13 protein-coding genes are annotated in these 15742 nt (G+C 59.4%); all 13 read left to right on the top strand.

Going from position 1 to position 15742, the window contains the following annotated elements; translation table 11 throughout:
* The first annotated feature begins 6 nt into the window (after positions 1 to 6).
* Entirely contained in the window at positions 7 to 1113 is a 1107-nt protein-coding gene (locus tag M0412_RS06400; RefSeq protein ID WP_269698062.1) for an NADH-quinone oxidoreductase subunit E, read from the top strand.
* Positions 1114 to 1123: 10 nt separating this feature from the next.
* Positions 1124 to 2428 (top strand): NADH-quinone oxidoreductase subunit NuoF, encoded by a 1305-nt coding sequence (nuoF, locus tag M0412_RS06395; RefSeq protein WP_080817174.1) that lies wholly within the window; start codon positions 1124 to 1126, stop codon positions 2426 to 2428.
* 149 nt (positions 2429 to 2577) lie between these two features.
* Complete coding sequence (gene nuoG / locus M0412_RS06390) at positions 2578 to 4659, top strand: NADH-quinone oxidoreductase subunit NuoG (protein WP_269698060.1); 2082 nt, start codon at positions 2578 to 2580, stop codon at positions 4657 to 4659.
* 13 nt (positions 4660 to 4672) lie between these two features.
* A complete protein-coding gene (nuoH, locus tag M0412_RS06385; RefSeq protein WP_006312706.1) occupies positions 4673 to 5719 on the top strand; it encodes an NADH-quinone oxidoreductase subunit NuoH in 1047 nt (348 codons plus the stop codon).
* A gap of 36 nt (positions 5720 to 5755) precedes the next feature.
* Complete coding sequence (nuoI, locus tag M0412_RS06380; RefSeq protein WP_142839609.1) at positions 5756 to 6247, top strand: NADH-quinone oxidoreductase subunit NuoI; 492 nt, start codon at positions 5756 to 5758, stop codon at positions 6245 to 6247.
* A gap of 137 nt (positions 6248 to 6384) precedes the next feature.
* Positions 6385 to 6999, top strand: coding sequence for an NADH-quinone oxidoreductase subunit J (locus tag M0412_RS06375; RefSeq protein WP_052818538.1), 615 nt, complete (start codon positions 6385 to 6387; stop codon positions 6997 to 6999).
* Positions 7000 to 7026: 27 nt separating this feature from the next.
* Positions 7027 to 7335 carry an NADH-quinone oxidoreductase subunit NuoK gene (nuoK, locus tag M0412_RS06370; RefSeq protein WP_003521516.1) on the top strand — a complete coding sequence of 103 codons (309 nt, stop codon included), beginning with the start codon at positions 7027 to 7029 and terminating at the stop codon, positions 7333 to 7335.
* Positions 7336 to 7342: 7 nt separating this feature from the next.
* Positions 7343 to 9340 (top strand): NADH-quinone oxidoreductase subunit L, encoded by a 1998-nt coding sequence (nuoL, locus tag M0412_RS06365; protein ID WP_142839610.1) that lies wholly within the window; start codon positions 7343 to 7345, stop codon positions 9338 to 9340.
* Positions 9340 to 10851, top strand: coding sequence for an NADH-quinone oxidoreductase subunit M (locus M0412_RS06360; protein WP_142839611.1), 1512 nt, complete (start codon positions 9340 to 9342; stop codon positions 10849 to 10851). Before nuoL ends, M0412_RS06360 begins: the two co-directional genes overlap by 1 nt.
* 18 nt (positions 10852 to 10869) lie before the next feature.
* A complete protein-coding gene (gene nuoN / locus M0412_RS06355; protein WP_142839612.1) occupies positions 10870 to 12312 on the top strand; it encodes an NADH-quinone oxidoreductase subunit NuoN in 1443 nt (480 codons plus the stop codon).
* A gap of 26 nt (positions 12313 to 12338) precedes the next feature.
* Entirely contained in the window at positions 12339 to 13079 is a 741-nt protein-coding gene (locus tag M0412_RS06350) for a biotin--[acetyl-CoA-carboxylase] ligase (protein ID WP_161991178.1), read from the top strand.
* Between the two features lie 207 nt (positions 13080 to 13286).
* On the top strand, positions 13287 to 14954 hold the full coding sequence (locus M0412_RS06345) for a ribonuclease J (protein WP_142839614.1): 1668 nt from the start codon (positions 13287 to 13289) through the stop codon (positions 14952 to 14954).
* 349 nt (positions 14955 to 15303) lie between these two features.
* Positions 15304 to 15609: a DUF1467 family protein gene (locus M0412_RS06340; protein ID WP_269698051.1), complete on the top strand. Its 306-nt coding sequence runs from the start codon at positions 15304 to 15306 to the stop codon at positions 15607 to 15609.
* Positions 15610 to 15742 lie beyond the last annotated feature (133 nt).

Below are 15742 nucleotides of genomic sequence, written 5' to 3'. Positions count from 1 at the left end.
GGAAGTATGTCCGTTCGTCGACTAGCCGAAGATCAGTTCCAGCCCGTGGCGTTTGCCTTCAACGCGGATAATACCGCATGGGCGGAAAAGACGATCAAGAAATATCCCGAGGGACGCCAGCAATCGGCTGTCATCCCGCTGCTCATGCGTGCGCAGGAGCAGGACGGCTGGGTTACCCGCGCCGCCATCGAAAAGATCGCCGACATGCTGGATATGGCCTATATCCGCGTCATGGAAGTGGCGACCTTCTATACCCAGTTCCAGCTGAAGCCGGTCGGCACGCGCGCCCACGTTCAGGTCTGCGGCACCACGCCCTGCATGCTGCGCGGTTCCGAAGCGCTGATGGATGTCTGCCGCAAGAAGATCAACCACGATCCGCTGCACACCAATGAGAGCGGCACGCTCTCCTGGGAAGAGGTGGAATGTCAGGGCGCCTGCGTCAACGCGCCGATGGTCATCATCTTCAAGGATGCCTATGAGGACCTGACGCCCGAGCGCCTGGAAGAAATCATCGACACGTTCGAGGCAGGCAAGGGTGACACGGTCAAGACCGGCCCGCAGATCGACCGTCACGAGTCGGTTCCAGTCGGTGGATTGACGACGCTGACGGAAGAGATCAAGCCTGACCGTTCCAATCTCGACAAGCCGGCCGAAGTGCCTGCGGATGCCGCACCGGTTCCGCCGTCCAATGCCGCCAAGCCGAAGACGGACGCGCCGGAAACCGATCCGAAGCTGAAGACGCCGGCCAATGAGCCGAAGGCTGCGGAAGCCAATGTAAAGACCGTCGAAAAGGAAGCTTCCGGAACGGCTGCGGCGGCAAAGCCGTCGCTCGACTCCAAGGATCGTCCGGCCGGCATCGAACGCCCGGCGACGCCTGACGACCTGAAGCTCATTTCCGGCGTTGGTCCGAAGATCGAAGGCACGCTGCACGAGCTCGGCATCTTCACCTTTGCGCAGGTCGCCGGCTGGAAAAAGGCCGAATGCGACTGGGTCGACGGTTATCTGAATTTCAAGGGCCGCATCGAACGCGACGAGTGGATCAAGCAGGCCGAGGCGCTCGCCAAGGGTGGCGAAGCCGAGTATATCAGGGTCTTCGGCAAGAAGCCGCGGTAAGAGGTGAAGCATGTTAAAAGATCAGGATCGCATCTTTACCAATCTCTACGGCCTCAAGGACAAGTCCCTGAAGGGCGTGAGAGCGCGCGGCCATTGGGATGGCACCAAGCAGATCATCGAAAAGGGTCGTGACTGGATCATCAACGAGATGAAGGCTTCCGGCCTTCGCGGTCGCGGTGGCGCTGGCTTCCCGACGGGTCTCAAATGGTCCTTCATGCCGAAGGAAAATGACGGCCGTCCGCATTATCTCGTCGTCAACGCCGACGAATCCGAACCCGGCACCTGCAAGGACCGCGAAATCCTGCGCAACGATCCGCATACGCTGATCGAAGGCTGTGTGATCGCCGGTTTCGCCATGGGCGCGCATACCGCCTATATCTACGTGCGCGGCGAATATATGCGTGAGCGTGAAGCGCTTCAGGCGGCCATCGACGAGTGCTACGATGCCGGCCTGCTCGGCAAGAACAACAAGAATGGCTGGGATTTCGACATCTACGTCCATCACGGCGCGGGTGCCTATATCTGCGGCGAAGAGACGGCTCTGCTCGAAAGCCTTGAAGGCAAGAAGGGCCAGCCGCGCCTCAAGCCGCCGTTCCCGGCCAATATGGGTCTTTACGGCTGCCCGACGACCGTCAACAACGTTGAATCAATCGCCGTTGCGCCGACCATCCTGCGCCGTGGCGCTGCCTGGTTCTCGGGGATCGGCCGTCCGAACAATGTCGGCACCAAGCTGTTCATGGTGTCAGGCCATGTCGAGCGTCCGTGCACCTTCGAAGATGCACTGGGCCTGTCCTTCCGTGAGCTGATCGAACACCATTGCGGTGGCATTCGCGGCGGCTGGGACAATCTGCTCGGCGTCATCCCCGGCGGCGCATCCTGCCCCATCGTGCGCGGTGAGGACATGAAGGACGCCATCATGGACTTTGACGGCATGCGCGAAGTGAAGTCTTCCTTCGGCACCGGCGGCATGATCGTCATGGACAAGTCCACCGACGTCATCAAGGCGATTGCCCGCATCGCGGCCTTCTTCAAGCATGAAAGCTGCGGCCAGTGCACGCCGTGCCGCGAAGGCACCGGCTGGATGTGGCGCGTGCTGGAACGCATGGTCAAGGGTAACGCGCAGAAGCGCGAAATCGACATGCTGTTTGAAGTGACCAAGCAGATCGAAGGCCACACCATCTGTGCGCTCGGCGACGCCGCCGCATGGCCGGTACAGGCGCTGATCCGCAATTTCCGTCCGGAAATCGAAAAGCGTATCGACCAATATACCTACAGGGCCATGGATGATGGCGCTGTTCTGGAAGCCGCTGAATAAGCATCAAGGGCTTCGAGCGGAGCCGGAAATTTCCGGCCCCGCAGCACCATGAAACGTCTGGCAAACCTTCGGATGCCGGGCGCGATTAAGGATTTGTTGCGGACCGTGTGAGACATGGGACGAACAGGCAACAGGACGTAAGTAGAACCATGGCAAAGCTCAAGGTTGACGGTAAAGAGATCGAGGTTCCGGATCATTTCACGCTGTTGCAGGCGTGCGAGGAGGCTGGTGCCGAAGTTCCGCGCTTTTGTTTTCATGAGCGCTTGTCGGTCGCGGGTAACTGCCGCATGTGTCTCATCGAGGTGAAGGGCGGACCGCCCAAGCCGGCCGCCTCCTGCGCCATGGGCGTGCGCGATGTTCGCGGCGGCCCGAACGGCGAATTGCCTGAGGTTTTCACCAATACGCCGATGGTCAAGAAGGCCCGCGAAGGCGTGATGGAGTTCCTGCTCATCAACCATCCGCTGGATTGCCCGATCTGCGACCAGGGCGGCGAATGCGACCTGCAGGACCAGGCCATGGCCTTCGGTATCGCCGGTTCGCGTTATGCGGAAAACAAGCGCGCGGTTGAAGACAAATATATCGGACCGCTCGTCAAGACGGTCATGAACCGTTGCATCCACTGCACGCGCTGCGTCCGTTTCACCACGGAAGTGGCTGGTATCGCCGAACTGGGCCTTATCGGCCGCGGCGAAGATGCCGAAATCACCACCTATCTCGAGCAGGCCATGACCTCGGAGCTGCAGGGCAACGTTGTTGACCTCTGCCCGGTCGGCGCGCTCACCTCCAAGCCTTTCGCCTTCACCGCCCGTCCGTGGGAACTGAACAAGACCGAAACCATCGACGTGATGGACGCGCTCGGTTCGGCCATCCGCGTCGATACCCGTGGCCGCGAAGTCATGCGCGTCATGCCGCGCGTCAACGAGGCGATCAACGAAGAGTGGATTTCCGACAAGAGTCGCTTCATCTGGGACGGCCTGAAGACGCAGCGCCTTGACCGGCCTTACGTCCGCAAGGATGGCCGTCTGCAGCCCGCCACCTGGGGCGAAGCCTTCGGTGCGATCAAGCAGGCTGTTGCCGCAACATCCGGCAACAAGATCGGCGCGATCGCCGGCGATCTGTCTTCCGTTGAAGAAATGTTCGCGCTGAAGTCGCTTCTCGCCTCGCTCGGTTCGGCCAATGTCGATTGCCGTCAGGATGGCGCAGCGCTTGATCCGTCTTTGGGTCGCGCCAGCTATATCTTCAATTCCACCATTGAAGGCATCGAGCAGGCGGACGCACTGCTGATCGTTGGCGCTAACCCGCGTTTCGAAGCGGCTGTCCTCAACGCCCGCATCCGCAAGCGCTGGCGTCGTGGCGGTTTCCCGATCGGCGTGATCGGCGAAGCTGGTGAACTGCGCTACAATTATGAATATCTCGGCTCGGGTGCTGAAACGCTCTCCGATCTGGCCAATGGCTCGCACAGCTTCGTTGACAAGCTGAAGTCCGCCAAGAACCCACTGATCATCATCGGTCAGGGCGCTCTTGCCCGCGCCGATGGTGCCGCCGTGCTCACTGCTGCTGCCAAGCTCGCCGTTTCGGTCGGTGCTGTCAGCGAAGAGTGGAACGGTTTCTCCGTTCTGCACACTGCAGCTGCCCGCGTTGGCGGTCTCGATATCGGCTTCGTGCCGGGCGAGGGCGGTGTTGCCGCCGCTGAAATGGTCGCCTCCATGGATGTTCTTTTCCTGCTCGGCGCCGATGAACTCGATCTGTCGAACAAGGGCGCCAAGTTCACCGTTTATATCGGCAGCCATGGCGATCAGGGCGCGATGAACGCCGACGTCATCCTTCCGGGTGCGGCCTATACCGAAAAATCCGGTATCTGGGTCAACACCGAAGGCCGTGTGCAGGTGGGCAACCGCGCCGGTTTCGCACCGGGCGAAGCTCGCGAAGACTGGGCGATCCTGCGTGCGCTGTCCGACGTTCTCGGCAAGAAGCTGCCGTTCGATTCGCTGTCGGCGCTGCGCGGTCAGCTTTATGTCGCGCATCCGCATCTGGCGGAAACCGACGAGATCGTCGCCGGCAAGGCTACGGATATCGAGGCTTTGGCCGGAAAGACCGGCTCGCTCAACAAGTCGGCGTTTGCTTCGCCGGTAAAAGACTTTTATTTGACGAACCCGATTGCGCGTGCATCCGCCGTCATGGCCGAGTGTTCCGCATTGGCCCGCAACAATTTCCAGGCTGCGGCAGAGTAAGGGTAGGGGATTTATGGAACAGTTTTTCTGGAGCTACGTCTGGCCCGCGCTGATCATGGTCGGCCAGTCCCTGCTGCTTCTCGTTTGCCTTCTGGTGGCCATCGCCTTCCTTCTGCTTGCCGACCGCAAGGTCTGGGCAGCCGTGCAGCTGCGCCGTGGTCCGAACGTTGTTGGTCCCTTCGGTCTCTTCCAGTCCTTCGCCGACCTTTTGAAGTTCATCCTCAAGGAACCGGTCATTCCCGCCGGCGCCAACAAGGCGGTTTTCCTTCTGGCGCCGCTGGTTGCCGTGACGCTGGCGCTCGCCACCTACGCGGTCATTCCCTTCGCCGATGGCTGGGTCGTCGCCAATATCAATGTCGGCATTCTCTACATCTTCGCGATTTCTTCGCTTGAAGTGTACGGCATCATCATGGGCGGCTGGGCTTCGAACTCGAAGTATCCGTTCCTCGGCGCGCTGCGTTCGGCAGCGCAGATGGTGTCCTATGAAGTGTCGATCGGTCTCGTCATCGTCACGGTTCTACTCTGCGTCGGCTCGCTGAACCTGACGGATATCGTTCTTGCCCAGCGTACCGGGCTTGGCACGATGATCGGCCTGCCGGCATCGTTCCTCGACTGGCACTGGCTGTCGCTGTTCCCGATGTTCATCGTGTTCTTCATTTCGGGCCTTGCCGAAACCAACCGTCCGCCCTTCGATCTTCCGGAAGCGGAATCGGAGCTTGTCGCCGGTCACATGGTCGAATATGGCTCGACGCCTTACATGATGTTCATGCTCGGCGAATATGCTGCGATCGTTCTGATCTGCTGCCTGACGACGATCCTGTTCCTTGGCGGCTGGCTGCCGATCGTGGATGTGTGGTTCCTGAACTGGGTGCCGGGCATTGTCTGGTTCGCGCTGAAGGGCTGCATGGTCTTCTTCATGATCGCGCTCACCAAGGCCTTCGTTCCGCGTTACCGTTATGACCAACTCATGCGCCTTGGCTGGAAGGTTTTCCTGCCGCTGTCGCTCGCGATGGTCGTGATCGTTGCATTCGTATTGAAGCTGACGGGGTGGGCCGGTTGATGTCCAAACTCCTCGCTCAAAGATCTGGAGACTGAGATGGCAAGCCTCTCCCAAGCCGTCAATTCACTGTTCCTCAAGGAGTTCGTCGGCGCGATCCTGCTGACGATGCGCCATTTCTTCAAGCAGAAGGCGACGGTGAACTATCCTTTCGAAAAGGGCCCGGTCTCTCCGCGCTTCCGTGGTGAACATGCGCTGCGCCGTTATCCGAACGGTGAAGAACGCTGCATCGCCTGCAAGCTGTGTGAAGCCATCTGTCCCGCTCAGGCGATCACCATCGAAGCCGGTCCGCGCCGTAATGACGGCACCCGCCGCACGGTGCGTTACGATATCGACATGGTGAAGTGCATCTATTGCGGCTTCTGCCAGGAAGCCTGCCCGGTGGATGCCATCGTCGAAGGCCCGAACTTCGAATTCGCGACGGAAACCCGCGAGGAGCTTTATTTCGACAAGCAGAGGCTTCTCGACAATGGCGACCGCTGGGAGCGTGAAATCGCGCGCAACCTCGCACTGGATGCACCTTACCGTTAAGGTGCAACCGTCTTTCCGGGGGAGACCCCGGAAAGCGATGAAAAAGTAAAATGCCTGCGCGGTTTTCGCCGGCGGGGACGAAACGGGTGAGGGGGCTTGAAGCCATCTTCTCCCGATGAGGACAAGAAGGCACCAAGATGGGTCTGCACGCTGTATTCTTTTATATATTCGCTTTCGTCGCCGTGGCGTCTGCGTTCATGGTCATCGCATCGAAGAACCCTGTTCATTCGGTGCTCTTCCTGATTTTGACCTTCTTCAACGCAGCCGCGCTGTTCCTGCTGACGGGGGCCGAGTTCCTCGCCATGATCCTGCTGGTGGTCTATGTCGGCGCGGTCGCGGTGCTCTTCCTCTTCGTCGTCATGATGCTGGATGTGGATTTTGCCGAGCTCCGCTCCGGTGTGCTGCAATATGCGCCTGTCGGTGCGCTGATCGGTGTCATTCTGGCTGCCGAGCTGATCGTCGTGGTCGGCGGCAGCGTTCTGAACCCGGTTGCGGCAAAATCGATCACCATGCCGATCCCGCCGGCCGCAGAGCGCACCAATACTGCCGCGCTCGGTGATGTGCTCTATACGAATTATGTCTACTTCTTCCAGCTCGCCGGTCTCGTGCTGCTGGTGGCCATGATCGGCGCCATCGTGCTGACCCTGCGTCATCGCACCGACATCAAGCGGCAGGATATCTCCACGCAGGTCGGCCGGGACCCGAAGACCGCCGTCACCACGGTCAAGGTCAAGCCGGGCCAGGGCATCTGAAGGCGAACGGATCCAAGGAAACAGAATATGGAAATCGGTCTTTCCCACTACCTGACGGTCAGCGCCATCCTCTTCACGATCGGCGTGTTCGGCATCTTCCTCAACCGGAAGAACGTCATCGTCATCCTCATGTCGATCGAGCTTATCCTTCTGGCGGTCAACATCAACATGGTGGCCTTCTCGGCCTTCCTGAACGATATCGTCGGCCAGGTCTTCGCTTTGTTCATTCTGACCGTCGCAGCTGCCGAAGCGGCCATCGGTCTTGCAATACTCGTTGTCTTCTACCGCAACCGCGGATCGATCGCCGTCGAAGACGTCAATATGATGAAGGGCTGATAAGGCTATGATCTACAAGGCTATCGTCTTTCTTCCACTGATCGGCTTCCTGATCGCCGGCCTGTTCGGCCGCTCGATCGGCGCCAAGGCGTCGGAATATGTCACCACCGGTCTGATGATCGTGGTCGCCATCCTGTCGTGGATCGTCTTCTTCACCGTGGCACTCGCCCATGGCGAGCCGGGCGAGGTGATCAAGGTTACTGTCTTGCGCTGGATCCAGTCCGGCGGCATCGACGTCGAATGGGCTTTCCGCATCGATACGCTGACGGCCGTCATGTTCGTCGTGGTCAACACGGTCTCGACGCTCGTGCACCTTTATTCGATCGGATACATGCACCACGATCCGCATCGTCCGCGCTTCTTTGCCTATCTGTCGCTCTTCACCTTCGCCATGCTGATGCTGGTGACCTCTGACAACCTGCTGCAGATGTTCTTCGGCTGGGAAGGCGTGGGTCTGGCGTCCTATCTGCTGATCGGCTTCTGGTTCAAGAAACCTTCGGCTTCTGCAGCCGCCATGAAGGCCTTCATCGTCAACCGCGTCGGTGACTTCGGCTTCATCCTCGGCATTTCCGGCGTCTTCGTGCTGTTCGGTTCGATCAATCTCGAAACCGTCTTTGCTGCCGCCAGCACCTATCTGCCGGCCGAAGGTGCTGCTTCCAGCGAAACCGTCATCAACCTGTTCGGCATGCAGCTGGACAAGGCCAATGCTATAACGGGCGTCTGCCTGCTGCTCTTCATGGGCGCCATGGGTAAATCGGCGCAGTTCCTGCTGCACACCTGGCTGCCGGACGCGATGGAAGGCCCGACCCCGGTGTCTGCCCTCATTCACGCCGCAACCATGGTCACGGCCGGCGTCTTCCTCGTCGCCCGCATGTCGCCGCTGTTTGAGCTGTCGCCGGATGCGCTGACCGTCGTGACGCTGATCGGTGCGATCACCGCCTTCTTCGCGGCAACCGTCGGCCTCGTGCAGAACGACATCAAGCGCGTGATTGCCTATTCGACCTGCTCGCAGCTCGGTTACATGTTCGTGGCGCTCGGCGTCGGCGCTTATGGCGCTGCCGTATTCCACCTCTTCACGCACGCCTTCTTCAAGGCCCTGCTGTTCTTGTGCGCCGGCTCGGTCATCCATGCCGTCGATGGCGAGCAGGACATGCGTTACATGGGTGGCCTGCGCAAGCATATCCCCATCACCTTCTGGACCATGACCGTTGGCACTCTGGCGCTGACCGGCGTCGGTATTCCGGGCACGATGATCGGTTTTGCCGGCTTCTTCTCGAAGGACGTCATCATCGAATCCGCTTACGCGTCCCATTCGGTTCTGTCCGGTTTCGCCTTCACGCTGCTGGTCATCGCCGCGCTGTTCACCAGCTTCTATTCCTGGCGTCTGGCTTTCATGACCTTCTTCGGCAAGCCGCGCGCATCTGCCGACGTCATGCACCATGTGCATGAATCGCCGATGGTCATGCTGATCCCGCTTTTCATCCTCACGGTTGGCGCGATCTTTGCCGGTGTTGCCTTCGAAGGTTATTTCTTCGGCCACGAATATGCCGAGTTCTGGAAGGGCGCTCTGTTCACGCTTCCGGAAAATGAAATCCTCGAGGAATTCCACCACGTGCCGCTGTGGGTGAAGTGGAGCCCGTTCTTCGCCATGGCTCTTGGTTTCGTGACCGCCTGGTACATGTACATCAAGTCGCCGGAGACGCCAAAGCGTCTGGCAGCGACCCATCGCGGCCTCTACCAGTTCCTCTTGAACAAGTGGTACTTCGACGAACTCTATGACTTCCTCTTCGTACGTTCCGCAAAGGCGCTCGGCCGCTTCCTGTGGAAGAAGGGCGACGTCGCCGTCATCGACCATTATGGACCGAACGGCATTGCAGCGCGTGTGGTTGACGTGACCAACCGCATGGTCCGCCTGCAATCCGGTTACCTCTATCATTATGCCTTTGCGATGCTGATCGGCATCGCGGCGCTTGTCACCTGGATGATGCTCGGGAGTGCCCTCTGATGACCGATTGGCCTATTCTTTCAACGGTCACCTTTCTGCCGCTCGTCGGCGTGGTGCTCCTGCTGCTGACAAATGAGAACGGTCCTTATGGTCGCCGCAACATTCTCAATGTCTCGCTGCTGACGACCGTTTTCACCTTCCTCGTGTCGCTGTTCATCTGGATCGGTTTCGACAATTCGAATCCCGGTTTCCAGATGGTCGAAAAACACGCCTGGTTCGGCAACATCGCCGCCTATCATCTGGGTGTCGACGGCATCTCCATGCTGTTCGTCATCCTCACCACCTTCCTCATGCCCTTCTGCGTGCTGGCAAGCTGGGAATCGATCGAGAAGCGCGTCAAGGAATACATGATCGCCTTCCTGCTTCTGGAAGTCGTCATGATCGGCGTCTTCGTGGCGCTGGATACGGTTCTCTTCTACGTCTTCTTCGAAGCGACGCTGATCCCGATGTTCATCATCATCGGCGTCTGGGGCGGCAAGGATCGCGTTTACGCATCCTACAAATTCTTCCTCTACACGCTGCTCGGCTCGGTTCTGACCATGCTTGCCATCATGGCGATGTACTGGCAGTCCGGCACGACCGACATGACCGAACTGTTGAAATACGGCTTCCCCGCCGGCATGCAGACCTGGCTTTGGCTTGCCTGTTTTGCAGCCTTCTCGGTGAAGATGCCGATGTGGCCGGTACACACCTGGCTGCCCGACGCCCACGTTCAGGCGCCGACCGCTGGCTCCGTCATTCTTGCCGGCGTCATGCTGAAGCTCGGCGGTTACGGTTTCATCCGCTTCTCGCTGTCGATGTTCCCGCTGGCTTCGGATTATTTCGCTCCCTTCGTCTTCACGCTGTCGGTTCTCGCCATCATCTACACCTCGCTGGTGGCGATGATGCAGGACGACATCAAGAAGCTGATCGCCTATTCTTCCGTCGCCCACATGGGTTACGTGACAATGGGCATCTTTGCCGCCAACGTTCAGGGCGTGCAGGGCGCGATCTTCCAGATGCTGTCGCACGGTATCGTGTCTGGCGCGCTCTTCCTCTGCGTCGGCGTTGTCTATGACCGGCTGCATACCCGCGAGATTTCCGCCTATGGTGGTCTCGTCAACAACATGCCGAAATATGCCGTCGCCTTCATGATCTTCACCATGGCCAATGTCGGTCTGCCCGGCACCTCCGGCTTCGTTGGTGAATTCCTGACCCTGGTCGGCGTCTTCCGTGCCAACACGCTGGTCGCACTGTTTGCGGCAACCGGTGTCATCCTCTCGGCAGCCTATGCGCTGTGGCTTTACCGCCGCGTGATCTTCGGTGCGCTCGAGAAGGAAAGCCTGAAGTCGATGCTCGATCTGTCAACCCGCGAAAAGGTCATCCTTTATCCGCTGGTTGCGCTGACGATCTTCTTCGGTGTCTATCCGGCACCGGTGTTCGATGCGACAGCCGCATCGGTCGATCTTCTGGTAAACAACTATTCGGCTGCATTGCAGGCGGCGCAAAATGTTGCGCTCTCTATGAATTGACGACAGGACCCGTTGGACATGACCGCTGAAATCCTTTTTGCCAGTCTGCACATTGCGACGCCCGAGCTGATCCTTGCGGTCGGCGCGCTGGCGCTGCTCATGATTGGCGTCTTCTCGGGCGACAAGTCGACAACGACGGTAACCGGCCTTGCCGTTGCCCTCCTGCTCGTCGTCGGTCTCTGGATCATTTTCGCCCCGGCGTCGGGCGTTGCCTTCGGCGGTGTCTACATCGCCGATTCCTTCGGCAATTTCATGAAGGTGCTGGCGCTGATCGGCTCCATCACCGCCATGATCCTCGCTGTCGGCCAGGGCCGCTTCGAGCCGATCGGTCGTTTCGAATATCCGGTGCTTCTGGTTCTCGCGACGCTGGGCATCCTGCTGATGATCTCGGCCAACAACCTGATCTCGCTCTACATGGCGCTGGAACTGCAGTCGCTGGCGCTTTACGTCGTCTGCGCCATCAACCGTGAAAGCCTGCGCTCCACGGAAGCTGGCCTGAAGTACTTCGTTCTCGGCGCGCTGTCCTCCGGCATGCTGCTTTACGGTATGTCGCTGGTCTATGGTTTCACCGGCAATACCGGCTTTAGTGAAATCGCCCAGGTTCTGGCGTCGGAAACCCGTTCGCTCGGCCTCGTCTTCGGTCTGGTCTTTGTTCTCGCCGGCCTTGCATTCAAGATTTCGGCCGTGCCGTTCCACATGTGGACGCCGGATGTTTATGAAGGTGCGCCGACCCCGGTCACCGCCTTCCTCTCGGCGGCACCCAAGATCGGCGCCATGGCGATCTTCGTGCGCATCGTCGTTGACGCTTTCCAGCCGGTCTTTGCCGACTGGCAGCAGATCGTCGTTTTCATCTCCATCGCTTCGATGCTGCTCGGCTCGTTTGCCGCGATCGGCCAGAAGAACATCAAGCGCCTGATGGCCTATTCCTCCATCGGTCACATGGGTTATGCGCTGGTCGGTCTTGCCGCTGGCACGCAGGCAGGCATTTCGGGCGTCATTCTCTACATGACCATCTACATGGTCATGACGCTCGGCACCTTCGCCTGCATTCTCTCCATGCGCCGCAAGGAAATCGGCAATGTCGAAAATGTCGAGGATCTGGCCGGGCTTTCGTCCACCAACCCCTTCATGGCGGTGGTTCTGACGATCCTGATGTTCTCGCTTGCCGGCATTCCGCCGCTCGCCGGCTTCTTCGGCAAATATTACGTCTTCCTTGCTGCGATCGAAGCCAAGCTCTATCCGCTGGCCGTCATCGGTGTGATCGGCTCGGTGGTCGGCGCTTATTATTATATCCGCATTGTCAAGGTCATGTGGTTTGATGAAGCCAAGGGCAGCTTCGAGCGTCCGGCGGGCGAACTGAAGGTGGTTTATGCGCTTTCGGGTCTGTTCGTTGTCGCTTTCGTCGTCTTTGGCGGTGCGCTTGGCAATGCCGTCACGGTTGCAGCAAAGACGTTCTTTTGATCGATACGCCGCGGCATACGGGCCGGATGTCCATCGATGACTTCCGGCACGAGGCGATGGCGGAAACGCCATCGACCAACATCGAATGTTTCGCCCGTGCAAGGGCGGGCGATGGCGGCAATCTGTGGGTTACCGCCATCCGCCAGACCGGCGGGCGCGGGCGTCGCGGCCGGCCATGGGTCTCCGAACCCGGTAATCTCTACGCCTCGCTCCTCCTCATCGATCCTGCGCCGATGGACCGTATCGGCTCTTTGCCGCTTGCCTTTGCACTGGCTGTCTATCGCGCCATCCGCGCGGTCTTGCCGACAGGCGGCGCGCCGCTTGAGATCAAATGGCCGAACGACGTGCTGATTGGCCGTCAGAAAACCTGCGGCATTTTGATGGAAGCGGAGCTTCTGCCGGATGGGCGGCGGGCAATCGTCATCGGCATCGGTATCAATATCGCCCATAAGCCGGATAATCCGCTTTATCCCGTCACCATGCTGTCCGAACACGGCGCTTCCTGCTCTGCCGATGAGCTTTTCGCGCATCTCTTTCGGGAAACGGCGGATGTGCTGCGAGATTGGGATGAGGGCAGGGGCGTCGCCGGTGTCATGGCTGGCTGGCGGGAGGCTGCCTGCGGTATCGGCGAACATATCACCGTCAATTTCCCGGATCGTTCGATCGGCGGGCGTTTCGTCGGAATTGATGATAATGGTTATCTGCTGCTGGACGAGGACGAGGGCGCAAGGCGCTCCATTGCAGCCGGCGACGTGTTTTTTGGATGAGGTGAACGGTGCGGCTTTATAAAATGCCGCGCCGAACCCGATCCCACAGGTTGGAGTTTTCCTGCAGCTCATAAAAAGCAGGATGGCAGACCGGCTCCGCATCGGCCCGGTCGATCAGATGGTTCAACAGGTCCGATGCTGCAAACATGCGCGGGGCGCGGCAAAGTGCCGTCGTCCACACGCGCTCGTGAATGGATAAAAAGAACAATGGCTAAACAGGACGAACTGGTCTTCCTGCCGCTTGGCGGCGTCGGTGAAATCGGCATGAATCTGGCGCTTTACGGATACGGTCCGGCAGGCAAGCGCGAATGGATCATGGTGGATTGCGGCGTGACCTTTGCCGGTCTCGATCTGCCGGGTGTCGATCTGGTGTTGCCTGACATCACGTATATCGCCGAGCAGAAGAAAAACCTCAAAGGCATCATCATCACCCACGCCCATGAGGATCACTACGGCGCGCTGAACGATCTGTGGCCGGGCCTCAACGTGCCGGTCTATGCCTCGGGTTTCACCGCCGGCATGCTGGAAGCCAAGCGCGCCTATGAAGGCAGCCGCGCCGAAATTCCGATCACTCCCTTCAAGGCGGGCGACCGCATCAATGTTGGTCCGTTCGAAATCGAGGCCGTCGGCGTCAATCACTCCATCCCGGAGCCAATGTCGCTGGTCATCCGCACGCCGCTCGGCAATCTCATCCATACCGGCGACTGGAAAATCGATGAGGCTCCGTCGCTCGGGCCGTTGACGGATGAGGCCCGTTTCCGCGCCATCGGCGAAGAGGGCGTGCTGGCGCTGATGTGCGACAGCACCAACTCGGTACGCGATGGCGTGTCGCCTTCCGAACACGAGGTTTCCGAAGGCCTGCGCCAGATCATTGAAAATGCCGAGGGCCGTGTCGCCGTTACCACCTTCTCCTCCAATGTCGGGCGTATCCGCTCGATTGCCCAGGCGGCAGAGGCGGCGGGCCGTGAGGTGCTGCTGCTTGGCTCGTCGCTGAAGCGCGTTGTCAACGTCTCGCAGGACCTCGGCATCATGGAAGGCATCCAGCCATTTCTGGCCGAAGACGAATATGGCTATATTCCACGCGACAAGGTGGTGCTGATTCTGACCGGTTCGCAGGGTGAACCGCGTGCCGCGCTTGCCAAGCTTTCGCGTGACGAGATGCGCAATGTGGCGCTCGCTTCCGGTGACACGGTGGTGTTTTCCTCTCGCGCCATTCCCGGCAATGAAAAGGCCATCATCGATATCAAGAACGGGCTGATCGAGCAGGGCGTCCATATCATCACTGACAATGAGGCTCTGGTCCACGTTTCCGGCCATCCACGCCGCAACGAGCTTCTGAAGATGTATGAGTGGACGAAGCCGCAGATCGTTGTGCCTGTCCATGGCGAGGCGGCGCATCTGGTGGCGCAGAAGGAACTGGCCGAGCAGGCCGGCATTTCGCAGGTGCCGAAGGTGCGCAACGGTAATATTCTGCGTCTGGCCCCCGGTCCTGCGGAAGTCATCGATGATGCGCCGCATGGCCGCGTCTTCAAGGACGGCAATCTCATCGGCGATATGGATGAGATGGGCATCAGCAATCGCCGCAAGCTGTCCTTCGCCGGTCACGTCTCCGTCAACGTGGTGCTGGACAGCCGTTACGACTTCCTCGGCGATCCCGATGTCGTGCCCTTCGGCCTGCCGGAATTCGATGACGAGGGCGAGGACATGGAGGACACGCTTTACGACGCGGTTCTCGGTGCTGTGGAAAGCATTCCCCGCGCCCGTCGCAAGGATCTGGAACTGCTGCGTGAAGCGGTGCGCCGCGCCGTTCGCGCTGCTGCCAACCAGACCTGGGGCAAGAAGCCGATCGTAACGGTTTTTGTCACCAAGGTTTGAGCCGGAGTCGCGCAAGACTGATGTGTCGGGCGATCTGTGTCATCCGCACTCCGTCACCCCGGGCTTGTCCCACTGCTGTCCGGTTTGAATTTCCGGACAGGCTGCAATCCCCTTGAAGTCGGTGGTGAAGGGTGAACATTCACTCAACGGCATCCTCGGCCATGTGCCGAGGATCTAACGGCGCCGAATAATCAATATGTTGGCGGATCCTCGGGGCAGGCCCGAGGATGACGTCGGCACAATTGGCCTGACTTTTCTTCCCATTGGACGACGTCGCCAGCGCGGTTCTGTTCCTGCTTCCAAGGCTTTTTGCACTTCTTGCCGAGAAGTGATTCCGCTTTACGGATGAATGCGTTACAAGAAGCCCATTGTGCAGGAGGATCACATGCCGCTTCTTTCGGTCTTCGCCGTTTATTTCATCGTCTGGTGGACGGTGCTTTTTGTTGTGTTGCCGATTGGACTTCGCACCCAGGCGGAAGACGGCGATGTGGCGCTTGGCACCATTGCCAGCGCGCCATCCCGCTTCCGAGGCGGCCGCATCGTCCTGTGGACAACACTGATATCGGCGCTGATCTGTGGTGTGTGGTACGCCGGATCCTGGTGGTTCGGTTTCAGCCTTGATGATCTCCCGAGAATTGTCCCGGTTTACGACTGAAGTATCGAAGCTTGATTCCACTGCATTCGTGACCTGGAAAACGTGGCTCCGTCACGTTTGAAACGTATCGAATGCACTCCACCTTAAAACCGGGATGACTGAGAATAGGGCAGCACTATCCGTGTCGCTGCAA

Origin of the sequence: Agrobacterium sp. O3.4, from assembly GCF_041414895.1 — a bacterium.
Classification (GTDB): Bacteria; Pseudomonadota; Alphaproteobacteria; order Rhizobiales; family Rhizobiaceae; genus Agrobacterium; species Agrobacterium cucumeris.
This window is presented reverse-complemented; position numbering and strand designations above follow the sequence as displayed.

Excerpts from the sequence above, each read along its gene's own strand:
- M0412_RS06400 (WP_269698062.1), top strand. The coding sequence starts at position 7 with ATGTCCGTTCGTCGACTAGCCGAAGATCAGTTCCAGCCCGTGGCGTTT.
- nuoF (WP_080817174.1), top strand. The coding sequence starts at position 1,124 with ATGTTAAAAGATCAGGATCGCATCTTTACCAATCTCTACGGCCTCAAG.
- nuoG (WP_269698060.1), top strand. The coding sequence starts at position 2,578 with ATGGCAAAGCTCAAGGTTGACGGTAAAGAGATCGAGGTTCCGGATCAT.
- nuoH (WP_006312706.1), top strand. The coding sequence starts at position 4,673 with ATGGAACAGTTTTTCTGGAGCTACGTCTGGCCCGCGCTGATCATGGTC.
- nuoI (WP_142839609.1), top strand. The coding sequence starts at position 5,756 with ATGGCAAGCCTCTCCCAAGCCGTCAATTCACTGTTCCTCAAGGAGTTC.
- M0412_RS06375 (WP_052818538.1), top strand. The coding sequence starts at position 6,385 with ATGGGTCTGCACGCTGTATTCTTTTATATATTCGCTTTCGTCGCCGTG.
- nuoK (WP_003521516.1), top strand. The coding sequence starts at position 7,027 with ATGGAAATCGGTCTTTCCCACTACCTGACGGTCAGCGCCATCCTCTTC.
- nuoL (WP_142839610.1), top strand. The coding sequence starts at position 7,343 with ATGATCTACAAGGCTATCGTCTTTCTTCCACTGATCGGCTTCCTGATC.
- M0412_RS06360 (WP_142839611.1), top strand. The coding sequence starts at position 9,340 with ATGACCGATTGGCCTATTCTTTCAACGGTCACCTTTCTGCCGCTCGTC.
- nuoN (WP_142839612.1), top strand. The coding sequence starts at position 10,870 with ATGACCGCTGAAATCCTTTTTGCCAGTCTGCACATTGCGACGCCCGAG.
- M0412_RS06350 (WP_161991178.1), top strand. The coding sequence starts at position 12,339 with ATGTCCATCGATGACTTCCGGCACGAGGCGATGGCGGAAACGCCATCG.
- M0412_RS06345 (WP_142839614.1), top strand. The coding sequence starts at position 13,287 with ATGGCTAAACAGGACGAACTGGTCTTCCTGCCGCTTGGCGGCGTCGGT.
- M0412_RS06340 (WP_269698051.1), top strand. The coding sequence starts at position 15,304 with ATGCGTTACAAGAAGCCCATTGTGCAGGAGGATCACATGCCGCTTCTT.